The 14,457-nt window shown below is 36.1% G+C and carries 10 protein-coding genes; 2 read left to right on the top strand and 8 right to left on the bottom strand.

All coding sequences use genetic code 11. The annotated features are described in order from the left end of the window. A complete protein-coding gene (locus O4O04_RS04580) occupies window positions 1–798 on the top strand; it encodes a hypothetical protein (protein WP_272534468.1) in 798 nt (265 codons plus the stop codon). Window positions 799–952: 154 nt separating this feature from the next. Here the strand turns inward: O4O04_RS04580 and O4O04_RS04575 are convergent, their stop codons facing one another. From O4O04_RS04575 to O4O04_RS04565, 3 genes are all read right to left on the bottom strand, one after another. After that, window positions 953–2,272 (bottom strand): thiolase family protein, encoded by a 1,320-nt coding sequence (locus tag O4O04_RS04575; protein ID WP_272534466.1) that lies wholly within the window; start codon window positions 2,270–2,272, stop codon window positions 953–955. A 181-nt stretch (window positions 2,273–2,453) separates the two neighbouring features. Further along, on the bottom strand, window positions 2,454–2,771 hold the full coding sequence (ppnP, locus tag O4O04_RS04570) for a pyrimidine/purine nucleoside phosphorylase (RefSeq protein WP_272534464.1): 318 nt from the start codon (window positions 2,769–2,771) through the stop codon (window positions 2,454–2,456). 71 nt (window positions 2,772–2,842) lie between these two features. Further along, window positions 2,843–6,805 carry a PAS domain S-box protein gene (locus O4O04_RS04565; protein ID WP_272534463.1) on the bottom strand — a complete coding sequence of 1,321 codons (3,963 nt, stop codon included), beginning with the start codon at window positions 6,803–6,805 and terminating at the stop codon, window positions 2,843–2,845. Window positions 6,806–6,942: 137 nt separating this feature from the next. Here O4O04_RS04565 and O4O04_RS04560 point away from each other — a divergent pair, with 137 nt between their 5' ends. After that, complete coding sequence (locus tag O4O04_RS04560) at window positions 6,943–7,371, top strand: hypothetical protein (protein ID WP_272534461.1); 429 nt, start codon at window positions 6,943–6,945, stop codon at window positions 7,369–7,371. Window positions 7,372–7,436: 65 nt separating this feature from the next. Here the strand turns inward: O4O04_RS04560 and hemB are convergent, their stop codons facing one another. From hemB to O4O04_RS04535, 5 genes are read right to left on the bottom strand one after another with little or no spacing between them, the layout of a single operon-like run. Next, a complete protein-coding gene (hemB, locus tag O4O04_RS04555) occupies window positions 7,437–8,411 on the bottom strand; it encodes a porphobilinogen synthase (RefSeq protein ID WP_272534460.1) in 975 nt (324 codons plus the stop codon). A gap of 16 nt (window positions 8,412–8,427) precedes the next feature. Further along, window positions 8,428–9,501: a PilZ domain-containing protein gene (locus O4O04_RS04550; protein ID WP_272534458.1), complete on the bottom strand. Its 1,074-nt coding sequence runs from the start codon at window positions 9,499–9,501 to the stop codon at window positions 8,428–8,430. Then, window positions 9,498–10,349 (bottom strand): hypothetical protein, encoded by an 852-nt coding sequence (locus tag O4O04_RS04545; RefSeq protein ID WP_272534457.1) that lies wholly within the window; start codon window positions 10,347–10,349, stop codon window positions 9,498–9,500. The genes O4O04_RS04550 and O4O04_RS04545 overlap by 4 nt, the downstream gene beginning before the upstream one ends. Then, window positions 10,346–12,055 (bottom strand): hypothetical protein, encoded by a 1,710-nt coding sequence (locus O4O04_RS04540; RefSeq protein ID WP_272534456.1) that lies wholly within the window; start codon window positions 12,053–12,055, stop codon window positions 10,346–10,348. Before O4O04_RS04540 ends, O4O04_RS04545 begins: the two co-directional genes overlap by 4 nt. Next, complete coding sequence (locus O4O04_RS04535; RefSeq protein ID WP_272534455.1) at window positions 12,052–14,415, bottom strand: adenylate/guanylate cyclase domain-containing protein; 2,364 nt, start codon at window positions 14,413–14,415, stop codon at window positions 12,052–12,054. The genes O4O04_RS04540 and O4O04_RS04535 overlap by 4 nt, the downstream gene beginning before the upstream one ends. Window positions 14,416–14,457: the final 42 nt, after the last annotated feature.

Here is a 14,457-nt window from a genome sequence, read left to right as displayed (position 1 = left end):
ATGAAGATTTCTAAATTTTTTACCCTTTTCAGTTTCCAAAAAAAGATTTATCAAATAAATTCGCATATTCTTAAAGTTGCAAGTATTTTAGTTTTTTGTTTGGTTCTATTCTTTTTCAATTTATCCATTCATTCTACAGAGAAATGTGATGCTAGCTTAGAAAAGAATAATCTCAAAATCTCGACTTACAGTCATCGAAAATTAGGATGTGCATTAGTTATTGAACATAGTTTTGAATTCTATAGAAAAAATGAGACTCGCACACGAACTGCAACTATATTTAATAACGGCATGATTCATTTTTTTGTAGGAACGTCAGACCATAAAAAACTATCAAAATCCACCGGGGCTAAGACCGTTCATTTGATTCCATTTTCAGAAACATTAATCGATTTATCTTCTAGCAATGATGAAGAAATTTCTATGAAGAGTCCATCAGGTCTTAACTTGAAAGCCAATTTCGAATCTGGCCTGATCAGTGAAATTGAAGGTTATGAGATTTCATTTGAGCCACTTACTCATATTGATACATTAGCAAAAATTAATGGAGGAATCAATATCAAACCTAAGCCAGGCAATATTCTAATTGATTATGGTTTTCGTTTAGGAGAACAACCCATTTCTCAGATGAATCGCAATGCAGCTATTTATGATGGATATGGGAACAGCTGTGCAATCAAAGTAAAGGATGTTTTCAAACCAGATCCAAAAGACCGAGACGAAGTGATACTTCTATACAGTAACACAGAAGAGATGTTGAAATTTATCAATAAAAAATGTCCTAAGATCAAACTATAGAGCTTAATTGAACGTACGAAAAATAAATAAAAAGATCGAAATAAAAAGCTGGGAAAATGGTCTCCTTGAATTTCGAACAAGGAGACATTGTCATTATTCTAGAATACGGAATGTACTGATTCAGTTCCATTCCGTATCCTTTCATTCGCTACAATTAAGCTCGCTCTACCACCATTGATCCTGCAATTCCGCCATGTGCACAAGCAGTCACAAGAACTTTCTTCACGGACGGATTCTCTTCAAAATCCATGAATGCATTGTGGAGCAACCTAACTCCTGTTGCACCAAAAGGATGTCCAATTGCAATTGACCCACCATTGGGATTGATTTTTTTATCATCGAATTTTTTCTCCCAATCCAAACCAGTTCGGGCTTTGATTTCCTCGAGTGCAGCCACTGCAGTTGCTGCAAAGGCTTCATGTATTTCGATAATATCTATATTTTCTATTTTCTCACCAATCTCATCTAACAAAGCTATCGTCGCTTCAGCTTGACCAAGTCCCATAAGATTTGGGTCAACACCTTTCATTTTAAAACCAGAAATTGTCGCAAGTGCATTGAGTCCAAGTTCTTTTGCTTTATCAGCCGATGCAACAATAAGTCCAGCCGCGCCATCTGATCTTGGACTTGCATTGAATATCGATAGAGTTGGACCATGAGTTTTCTTAAGATAACTTTTATATTTTTCTTTGAACTGATCAAACTTCATCTGCGGATTTTCAAACATCAGCATAGCTCGTCCCATACGTGTCGGATTCTTTACCAAGCCCTCGCGTAACAGAACTGCTTCGTCAGCTTGCAATTTATTGCCTTCGTCATCTGTCATTTCCATGATATAAGGTTTGTATTTGCCTTCGCCTGTTGCTTCAAATGCACGCTTGAAAGATTCAAATGCTACTTTATCTTGAATCTCACGGCTGAGCCCATAGTTTTGAGCCAAGATTTCTGCTGTTACCTGCATACCAAAACTTGTTTCACCATCACCCAAGCCATCTTCCAAGGTATCACGAAGTTGAACATCTTCAGGAAGATTGTCAGGTAAAAGTTTCTTTAAACTATCTAAGCTATTTGTCTTTTTGTTAAGTCTTGCATTCTTAACAACAAATGGCATGGAAGTTTGGGATTCTTCTCCGATCACAAGAAAAACTTTTCCTTCATCTAACAGAATTCGACGAGTGGCTTCAGCAACTGCTTCCAGTCCTGATACACAATTGTTCGCAAGAGTTATACAAGGAATCTCCATTGGAAGGCCCAATAGATTTGCTATTACTCGAGCTGAATTTGGAGCGCTCGCAAATCCTTCACCAACAATAACGCCGTCGATGTCAGATGGTTTCAAACCACTCCTCTTCATTACTTCAGCACCAACCAAGCGACCAAGATGATGACCTTCATACTTTGCAAGTGCTTTTCCGATCTGCGCGAATGGAGTCCTCGCAGGTGCAGCTAATATAATTTTTTGATTAACTTTCATTTTATATACTCCTTATAGAAAATCTGTTTTCCAGATTCCCTGGTTTATTCATAATACAAATGTCCAATGTTTAAATTAGACAAGTTCTAAAGCCATAAAAACACAAACTTAAATAAATGGAAATTTAATAATTTGGAAATTGAATCCAAATAAATTGTCTGAATTCCGAATCAAAACCGAATCATTTCAAATAGGAACAACAATAGTCTGTTGTAGACTTGATTTTCAATTTGAATTTGGAATTTGCTGGAACATGAAAAACCTGCCCAGGCTCAATCGCTTTCCAATCAGGATCACCCGGCAGAAAAACATCCAACTCCCCTTGCAAAATTTCCATATCTTCAGCGAGTTCGGTTCCGAATTCATAGTCTCCAGGTAGCATGATTCCAAGCGTTTTCTTAGATCCGTCTGGGAATAAAATTGTACGACTTGTAACTTTTCCATCATAGTAGATATTTGCTTGTTTAATTACTGTTATATTTTGAAATTCTTTATTCATACATCCACTTCAAAATAGGATTAATTTCCATCAAGATAGTTTTGGATCCAATTTTGGCATAGTGCTTTCTGTTACTTGTCAATTAGCCATTTTGTCAAAATATTTCGAAGAACCTCTAGAAGCACAGGCTTCGTTATAAAATCGTTCATACCACATGCCATGCACTTCTGTTTTTCGGAGTCTAGGGTTCCTGCCGTCAAGGCTATGATGGGAATCTTTGTTTTAGTGGTTTCTCGTATTTTTAGAGTAGCATCAAAGCCGTTGAGTATCGGCATTTGCACATCCATAAAAATCAAGTCAGGAGTTGTTTCCAAAAATCGATGGTATGCATCCTCACCATTGGATGCTTCGATAACTATTGCGTTCGGAAGATTCTGTTTGACTAGAATTTTGGTTAACAACATGTTTACAGGATTGTCTTCGGCAATCAATATTGTGTAAGTATCATTTGATATAGGTTCTCTCTTGATAAGTTGAGAATCCTTAGTTTTGTTAGGTGAATTTTTTTCGGTATCCGATATCGTTCCAGTTTTTTCCGATTCTTCAACACGTAATTTTAGTGAAAAGTAGAACGTACTTCCAGATCCCAATTCACTTTTTAATTCCAACCTAGACCCCATCAGGTATAGTAGCTGATTGGATATCGATAGTCCAAGACCAGTTCCCCCGTATCGACGAGCCGTTGAAGAATCTTCTTGCGAGAATGCCTCAAAAATTTTCTTATGATTTTCTTCCGAGATTCCAATGCCTGTATCTCGAAGAGAGAATAGAAACTCTCTAAACTGAAAATCATCTTGAACAATTAGATCAGATGACATTTCAATTCGTAATTCAATCTCACCTTCTGAAGTAAATTTGATAGCATTGCCCAGAAGATTCAATATTATCTGTCTCAAACGAATTGAATCCGCATAAATATAAGTAGGAAGATCTGGATGAACATTTACGATCAATCTAAGATTCTTTTTTATTAGGCTCTGCTTGATAATATTTGTCGCTTGGTTTATAAAATCTTGGAGATTTATTTTCTCAATATACAACTCCATTTTTCTTGCTTCAATTTTGGAAAAATCTAACACATCATTTACAAGATCTAACAATGATTTAGCAGAATGAAAGATAGTTTCCAAATATTGAATTTGTATTGCATCCAGCTCGGTTCTAAGCAGTAGTTCAGTAAAACCTATAACACCATTGAGTGGTGTGCGAATCTCATGACTCATATTTGCAAGAAATTCTGACTTGGCTAGATTGGCATTAATGGCTTCTTCTTTCGATTTGATTAAACCAATTTCCAGTTCTTTTCGTTCGGAAATATCTTGCACCATAGACCATATCACTTCACGATTCTCGCTATCCGTTACTTTTACTACGTTCAATAAAACCGGGAATCGACTTCCATCCTTACGAATCAACTCCTTCTCATAAGATTCCATCATTCCAAATTCTTTCAGGTATTGGCTTCTAGTCTGATCCTCTGCAGAATACTCTTCTGGTGTAATATCTTGAAAACTAAGAGTAAGTAATTCGTTCTTATTGTATCCCGTGATATGCAATAAAGCTGGATTCACATCAATAAAGCGTCCAGATGTGAGATCATTGAGTGCTATTCCTGTCCTAGACAATTCATAGAGAGTTCGAAATTTATTTTCCGATTCTTGGATTGCGAGCTGAGCATCTTTGATTTTGGAAATATTTGTAGCTATTCCGAGATAACCAGTGATTCTTCCTAATCTATCCTTAACGGACGTAATCATCAATTGGACTGGAAATTTTGATCCGTCCTTACGAACATAGGTCCACTCCATTGATGAAGATTCCTCCCAGATCGGAAAGGTAATAAATGTCTGGAAGCCTGAAATTGGTTTCTCAAGTTGATTGGAGAGGCTCTCACTTCGCTGCATAACCTCTTCTTTTAAATGGAAAATTTCCGGAGTGCAAATCCCAATTACTTCATTACTTTTGTAACCTAACATTCTTTCAGCACCGGAATTAAAATGAGTTATGATTCCATTCACATCAGTTGCTATGATGGACACCTCGGACGTCGCATCTAAGATCCCTTTCAATTGAGTCAAGACTAACTTAAGTTGTCTATCGCTTTCGATGATCTTTAGTTCACTAGCCTTCTTCTCTTCAATGTCTTGAAAAGTTCCGAACACATTGACACATTTTCCATCAATAAACTCTGGCTGCCCAATTGAATTGACCCAGATCTCTCTACCTTTTGCTGTTCGAATTTTTAGTTCAGCATTCCATCTACTTCCTTTCTCAATCGCGTCTTTTAATAATTTATTGATTGTTTCCTTGTATTCTGAAGTGCTAAAAAAATTCATAGCAACCTCAAGATCTGGAATGTAGTTATCGTCCAATTCATGAATTTCTCTAGTGATAGAAGTCCAATAGAGTTTATCCTGAATTAAGTTGTACTGCCATCCGCCAACACGAGCAACTTTATTTGTCTGTTCTAACATACGCTTCGTAAAAATCAATTCTTCATCTCGAAGCATTCGTTCCGTCACATCTCTTGCTGCTGCATAAATCAGATCTCCATTAGGTGAAGACCTCCATTCAATAAATCTATATGCTCCATCAATTGTCTTGTAACGATTGGTAAAATTTAAAATCTTTGACCCTTGGGAAAGTGATCGCATCGCATCCAGAGTGCTATCTAGGTCATCGGGATGGATTAATGACAGAAAGGATTTTCCTATCAATTCGGTATGATTATAACCTAAGGTTTCTTCCCAAGCTTTGTTGACTTTTAGAAAATTACCGTTGATATCCGCTATGCAAAACAAATCTATTGTTGTACAAAAATACGTTTCCAGCTCTTGATTCTTTCTTTCCAATTCCTTTTCTAATTCAATTCTTTCAGTGATATCTTTGATGGTACCTATATGACCTTCAATCGAACCAGAAGAATCGTAAACTGCAACAGAATACGATTGAACCCATATAATTTTGTTAGTTGATGGCAGAAATCTATAGATTAGGGAGAACGGTCTCTGCTCTCGAACAGCCTTCAACCATTCATCAATCACCCGATCCTTATCATCAGGATGCAAGGCGCGGATCCATCCATCTCCCAATGCTTTGTCAAGAGGTAACTTGGTTATATCTTCCCACATAGGATCTACATATATGCAACTTCCATGTGAATCTGTTCTAAATATTCCAACAGGACTTGCTTGAACGAGTCCTTGATAAAATTGTTTACTGCTGAACAGTTCAGCCTCTGATCGCTTATTTTCTGTTATATTTCTTACAATGCACAGGATCTCAAATTTTTCTTTATCTACATCTCGATTGCAGATAAAATCTAGATTATAATATTCTTTATTCTGAGGGAAAAAAATATCACAACTTGAGTTTATTCCTTCTGGCTCATAGATAGCTTTTTGAATCGCTTCCGCAATAGTAACTTTGTACTCTTCAGGTAATGCAATATTATTGATTTTCTCACCCAATTTTATAAAAGGCTTTAAGGAAGAAATTTGTTCTTTCTTTTCAAATATCTCGACAATTCTGAGATCGGAATCTAAAACAAAAACCTCGTCACCAGAATTCGAAAGGAAAAATGATAAACGATCGTATTGGAATTTAAGTTTTGCTTCTGTTTCTTTTTCTTTCGTGATATCAATGTGAGCACCTAACATTCGCTTAGGTTTTCCCAATTCATCCCTAATTGCAATTCCTCGGCAACGAATATAAACAGTAGACCCGTTCATATGTTTGTAGCGAACTACTTGGTCGTAAGGATGGTCTGAGTTCTCCAGATGCTTTGCAAAATTATTCTCAACTAGGATTAGATCATCTGGATGGATAAGACCTTTCCATTCACTCGATTTATGTTCTTTGGTAACCGGATCATATCCCAAAGTAGTCCAAAACTTGGGATTCATCCATTCTTCTTCCGGATGTTCAATATCCCAATACCAGAGACCATCCAAACTTGATTCTTGGATGAAATCAAAAACAGATTCATCGGATCGAACCAAGTCATACAATTCTTTCTGTAAATAATGTTTCATTTTCACTGAATAAAAAGACTTTTCCACATCTTAATCATAGGCTAATTACTATTTTCCAGAATGCAAGAAAGTAAATAAGAAATTTTTAGAATATAATTGAAAGACTGAAAGGATCTGTCTAAGGAGAAGGAACGAATATGGTATTAAGAATAAATCAGAAAATCGAAGGCCTCTTACAACTCTGTCGAAATAAAAAAGACCTCATTGAGCTGGATGAGATGATAGATTCCTTTCCTGGATTGAACGAGAGAGGGATTAAGCAATTGAAGTATTTTGCGAAATCCAAACTGAAAGGAATCCAAGATTTAGCGAACACTTTAAAAGATGCAGGTGAGACCGAAGTTGACAGTGCAATCAGCGGATTGTGGTTCGAGTTTAGATCAGAATGGATAAGACATAATGCAATCAATAATTATAATATGGTAATGCATGGCGATGCAGATAGCCTAAGTGTTCTTCAATCTGCCTACCTATCCTTTCTAATAGGAGAAATTGAGATTCTCATCTCAGAAGAGCAATTGGATAAAATGAAAGAAGTTATGGTTAGCATCCAATACAATTCCTGAATTTGTTATTTGGAATGATCGTTGATAATTTGGATTCACAATAGAACTATTATTGTGTTCATTTTCTAATCGTTCTTCAACAAGCGAATTACATCTTTTGTAAAATACGATGCGATCAAATCTGCCCCTGCCCTCTTGATCGCATAAATCGATTCTAGAATAGCTGTCTCTTCACTGATCCAGCCATTAATAGCCGAGGCTTTGATCATCGCATATTCACCACTGACTTGATAGGCGGCAACAGGAACTGTCACAGTATTTCGAACCTCGCGGATAATATCAAGATACATTCCTGCAGGTTTGATCATGACGATATCGGCTCCCTCTTTAACGTCTTGAACTACCTCTCGGATTGCCTCAAGTCGATTTCGATAATCCATCTGATATGTTTTTTTATCACCAAACCCAGGTGCAGATTCCAATGCGTCTCGAAATGGACCATATAACGATGACGCATACTTAGCTGAATAGGATAGAATTCCCACTTCGGAATTACCAGTCTCTTCTAATCGTTCTCTGATTCTTATAATTCTTCCATCCATCATGTCGGAAGGTGCAACAAAATCTGCTCCTGCGACAGCATGCAACTCACTCATGCGAGCAAGGACATCCACAGTTTCATCATTGAGAATCTTAGAATTTCTTACAATCCCATCATGACCATAAGGCGAAAACGGATCCAATGCAACGTCAGTCATTACAATCAAATTCGGATTCAAAGATTTGATTCTTTGAATCGAACGAACCATAAGTCCTTTCTCATTGAGAGCTTCTCTGCAATCATCTGTTTTCTTATCATCTTCAACTTTCGTAAAAAGTAGAACAGATTGTACGCCAAGTTTTGAAATTTCTTCAATTTCTTGACTGATCATATCCAAACTCATCCGAAAATAATTCGGCATAGATGAAATTTCTTCCTTTAGCTTACTACCCTCCGTAATAAAGATTGGAAGAATAAAGTCATCTGCTGTTATCGTAGTTTCTGCTACCATTCGACGTACGGCATCCGATTTTCTTAAATTGCGAAATCTATGTATCATGATTGATTATTTCTCTTTAACGAATTGTCTCATCTTTCCAGAATAGATACAATAATAATAAAAAGTACGGGAATGGGTTATCCCAACTTTTAATTTCCAGACCCATTCCACGCTTTTTATCAAATCTGCCAGAAGGATTGGTCCATACGACAGTTGCTTTCAAGCGGATAGTTCTTGCCGGAACCAAAATTTGTATAGGTATCACTGATCCAATTGTTGGCAGATCAATGCATTCGACATACAATCCCGTGCGTGATAGATTGTATAGTTGTCCTCGATGACGCGACTCACCGATATTGTATTGGATTGGATATTTCGCAGAATATCTAGGTGCATATTTATGGGACAAAAAGTTTCTAAATAATATTTTATCCTTCTTGGACAAGAATTCATCAAACATAATTCCTGCGGCAAGCCCAGTTTCAAAATTTGATTCTCGAATTCGTACAACTTGTCCGGATATTTCGATTGGTTGAATACTTCCAACAACATCAATATCCATTGTCAATTTCAAAGATTCTCCTGGCAGAACAAAGGCTTCCTCTTCGATCGGAATGGGAATTAAACAACCTGTCACGGAAATATTCTCAGTTATAGCTTTCCCCATTTGCCCAAGACTATTTATCCAGACCAATGGAATTTGCAAACTATCTCGTTTGGCTAATCTCCAGCCCCTTCCAATGATGGAAAAATAAGGCATAGACAATTCTCGTCTAACAAGATATATGAGAAACAAAGAAGCCGTTCCAGAAATCAGCGCAAGTATACTGTAGTCAATTCCATTGAATTGCTTGGATATTAATCCAGTAAGAGACAATACAATCATGATAACACAATAAGCAGAAAAAAGAAATCCTTCTAAAAGAAATAATATAAATGCCCATCTCTGTACAAAAATCATTCCAACAGCAGTTGATAATAATAGAATATTAAAAAGCAATTGGTATATAGAATAAAATTGGATTATTGTAAAAAAATTCCAAAACTTAAGATAATGAGTGTTCGCAACAAGAAAATATCCAACGATCGGAATTAGAACTAGTGCCATAATCGAAAAAATTACAGGAATGGGGAAATGTTTTGATTTCATAGATCTATTCTCACTTGAAATTGAACGCCTTGTCGTAATTCAGATAATGGGCTTCGATTGAAATTATCCTCTGACCAAGATGCAGATTGAATGATACCTTGACCACCGAAGAAATACAAATCCAATCCATGGATCAAAAATAAAGAAAACAATCCGGCGACCGCAAAAGTTTGAAGATTCTGTGACATTTTATATTTTGATTTTTCGTTTTGCCTTCTGATCCAAGCAAGAGTTTGGATTTCAATTGGTTGATTGGATAGGCCAAACCCAAGCAAAAATGGATCGTTCCAGACATCTTTGGCTATTGCATCCCCTCTAATCTTTTCTCGAAATCCAATATATGCTATTGTCGGAATCAAAATTCCGTAAAATGTTGCATTGTATTTACTGCCTTGCTTCCATTGGACGTATCCTGGAATCATTGCTTCCCAATAATTGTAAGCATAGTTTGTATCTAGCTTTTTGTCTGCTTGTTGCGATAAATCTAATGTTTGGTTTTTTTGATTGGATTTTATTTCAAAACGTCTCCATTCAGAAAATTTTCCTGGCTTACCGAAAGCATTTTTGCTAGCAACGCGGATCGCATAGAATCCTATGTCTAATTCCAACTGTACATTGTTTGTTGCAATAGATTTCTCAAAATATTTTTTATCTTTTATTGCTTTATTAATTTCGTTTGGATCCAGATCTGTGACTTCGGTTTTCAGAGAATCTAAAACTCGCCAATGCACTAGATAACCTTTGCTTCCCTTCACTTCTTTCCATTCAACGCCAAATGGTATTGAATCAGAAAAGATACCTATAGGTGAGAGAAGAGTTGCGAATAATATTAAAAGAAATCTTTTCATCTTATTTCTAAATCGGGAGCATCTGGTTCATCAGATAAAAGAATTTTTATATTTATTTTTCCAGTCGAAGCTGCTAAGGAATTTTTGCCATAGGCGATCACTTCCCAAGAAAAATTACCAATATCGAGAATCGATAAATCACCAATGATAAATTGATTGGAATCGACTTTCTTTCTTAATAATTCTTGACCAATACCAGTCTCATTTCTGAAAATAAATTCATAGTATTCTGCACCAGGAGTATGCTTCCAACGAAAAACCAATCGTTCTTTGCCTGCCATGTCAACACTCGATAAAGGATAGATTGGAATCGGTTTATTCAGTACAGTCACTGATTCTTCACTATCTCTTTTGATGGTTGATTCTAAATTATTATTTTTTTCATCCTTTACTTTAGCTTCCTTTGCAGTCTTCTTGGAATCTTGATTGTCACTTGAGATTTCTGATTGCGGCAAATCATTATTAGGAATTTCTTCTATTATTTTATTTTCCTCTACGATACTTAGATTCTCAATTGGGCGAACAATTTCGAATTCCGATATATTCGAATTATAATCAGTGCCAGCAAGGGATCCGACTGAGACAACTCTCCAGAAATACTTTCCTTCAGGCATCGAAACAGAAAGACCAGGTCTGTGGGTTACCATTTTCTTAATCGTATTCTGAAAACCTGAGTCTGAAGCAATTTCTAATCGATATGATTCCGCTAATTCTGATTCACTCCATAGAAATGCAGTAAGATCACCAGGATCAAGAAAAAGTTTCTCATTCGGTATAGGTTCTATGGTTTTGATATCTTCTCTTGATTTAATCTTAAATCTTGCAGGCGAGGATTCAGAATCGGCACCTAATACTTTCCAGTAGTAATTGCCATCAGTAAGATTTATCCTAAATTTATCTTGGTTTACTTGTTTCTCAACAATCAGATTTTGGAAAAAAGGATCTTTTGCTATCAATATCTTCTCAACTGCAACATCAGCTTTCCAGTGGAATCTAACTTCTAATTCCAATTTGCCGTCAACAAAATAACGTGTGTTATCCGTAGGATAAATTATTTCTATTGAATTTTTTATCCTTTCTATAGCGCGAGAATTGATTTTTACAATTGTATCACCAGGTATATCTAGAATATCCTCGCTTTGGAATTTATTTATTTCTGAGGATTGAATCGAATCGATATCGCCTTCGACCATACTAAATCCTTTGTCAGAAAGCACGACATATCGATTTTCATCTTGCCCAAAAATCCTAAGCAATCCTTTGATATTGAAATGAATTCGATTCCCGCGAATCAATTGAACTTTAGAATTCTCACTTGGTCGGACAATAACGGATCCTCGATCCAAAACAATTTTGGATTCATCATCTGATATGTTCAGAACAATCATGCTAAAAGGATCAAGCTCGATCTGTGTTCCATTTTCTAATATGATAATTGCCTCCGCCAAATCATCCGTACGAATTGAATCAAAATTATAGACATTTTCTCGTTGCGCTACGTTATCCCAAATCACAGTAGAAGAATTCTTTCGCTGTGCTACCCGATTTCGATAGATTACTGTTCCCACTAATTTTTGCTTTGGTTGAATTCCAGGTCTTTCTTCATATAAAAAAACTAATAAAGCCGATCCAAAAATCATAATCGAGAAAAGAAATACCATCCAATCTCGAAATTCCAATTCCAAATCTCTAATAAATTTAGTCATGCTGGTTTCTCATCATTGGAATTCTGTTCTGTCTTTAGGGAAGAATCCACAAAATCAATTCCAACCAATTTTCTAAGTTCAATCAGATCTTTAGGTCTGTTCTCGTCATTTTTCTTCCCAAGCACAGCATAGGTTTGTTGAGGTCGCTCTTTTCCTCGCACAAATATTGGTTTCATTGGAAGGCAATCGTATCCTTCACCTAATTCTTGATAGGTTGATTCTGAGATCAATATATCAGTTCCAAATTCTTTATTAAGATATTCAACACGTGATGCAAGATTCACAGTGTCACCGATCACAGTGAATTCCAATCTTTTTTGTGATCCAATCTGTCCTGCAATCACAGGTCCGCTATTGATACCACAACCAATTTTTATTCTTCCGTTGCCTTTCTCTTCGAGCCTTTTATTGAGGTCAATTAGCGCAAGTCGCATGAGAAGTGCAGAATCAACAGCCTTTCTTGCTGCATTTACCTCAGGAAGAATCGCTCCCCAATGAGCCATCACAGCATCACCAATAAATTTATCAACTACGCCACCAGTGATATGAACACAATCTACCATTTCTGTAAAGTATTCATTTAGGATTTCAACTACTTCTTCAGGTTTCTTAGATTCACTGAGTGCTGTAAAACTTCTGATGTCCGAAAAAAACACGGTGCAATCTTTGTTCTCTCCACCTAACGTTAATTCACCTCTCAGAGCACGTTCAGCAATCTCTGGATTCACAAATTTCCCGAATTCTTCTTTTATTTTCTGTCGTTCTAACAATCCTCGTGCCATAGATCGAAAAGAATTTGTAAGTAGTCCAATCTCGTCTTTGGTAGATGGTTCAATCTGAACTTCATAATCTCCAGACTCAATTTTTCTCGTCGCTTCAACTAGACGAATGATAGGAATACTCAAAGTTTTAGAAAAAAGATACACAAATACAAAAGCAATTGAGAGTATCATAATGAGAAGAAGGACATTCTGTCTTTGAATTCTATAGACAGCTTCAAACGCACGATCTTCTGGCACAGAGGATATTACACCTAATCCAAAGTTGCTTAGAATTCTAAATGATCCCAAGTAACTTTTTTCTTGGAATTTGAATCGCTGTGAACCATTGTCAATTCCGGATACTAGCATTTTTGATACTATCGGTAACTCAGAGACTTGAACAAGTTCATCCGTGGAAAGAATTAATTTACCGAGAGAATCTACAAGATACAATTGGAAAAAATCACCTTGCCTTGAAGATTGTAAGGACTTTAAGAAATATCCTGGAGTAACAAACAAGAAAATAGTATTCTTGGAATTTTTTTCAATAGGTAGAACCAGAACAAGTAACGGAAAACCATCCACAAGATTAGTTACATTTTGAATCACTGGGACACCCAATTGTGATTTAGAAACGATCTTTTCATTATTGCTAAGGATTTCTTTTATATTCTCTAATTTTATCGCATTATCTTGAGCATGTAAAGGATTGAAAAATCCTATCTCACCTGAATCTAGGTCATTGTTGCGATTGAAGAAATATACAACAGAAGGATTCTCAGCAAAAAACTCGCTGACTTTTTCCTCTTGGCTAATTGTACTTCGATTTCTTTTTATAACTTCGGAGAATAATTCAGCTCTATAGATTAGATTCTTAATATCGGATTCGATAACATCCCCGATTAAGCGAGAAAGATTGAGATTGTATTCTTGAATCATTACCGAAGTGGTTTCTTTAAAAAATAAAGAAGCAAGCCAGATCATTCCTGAAATCGACACAGTAAGTATAAAGGTAGTAATTCCTAATAATTTAAATCGAATAGAATATTTACTGGGCTTATTTACAGTCGTTCGAATTTCAGAATTTATTTTCTTGAATCGTGTTGGAACAGTATATCTCGGATTTAGATAATGCAAATATTCGCAAGCAAGCTGATCTGACTTGGTCAGCTCACGTCGTCCTAGTGTTTGGAAAATTATTGGTTCAGGACTATTATGAAGTGGGCGGAGGAATAATAATGGAAGAATCTGATCAAGTTTATTACTCTCTTGCTCGGGAACAATGAACAGGATATGTCCTTCTTCGGATTTCCTTCGCATATACACTGATAACTTCTTAAAATATAAGAAATCATGAGCATCAAATCTCCTACAATCAACTGGAAAAAATTTTCTCTTTTTCTCTTTGAATTCGGCGGGCAGTCCCAACAAAAAACTTCTATCAGTATGTTTCGTTGGAAATAGAAAAAAAACATCCGCATAATCTTGAGAATCTGATAATTGAATGATCGATTCAACAATCTTTTCATTATCCTCTAGATTTAAAAAATTAATCGTGAGTTTGGCACCCGAAGGAAAGTATAAATCCGTATAAGACATTAGAATCAGTACACTAATTATTTACTAGAGAATCTACGATTT

Source organism: Leptospira sp. GIMC2001, assembly GCF_028462125.1.
Classification (GTDB): Bacteria; Spirochaetota; Leptospiria; order Leptospirales; family Leptospiraceae.
This window is presented reverse-complemented; position numbering and strand designations above follow the sequence as displayed.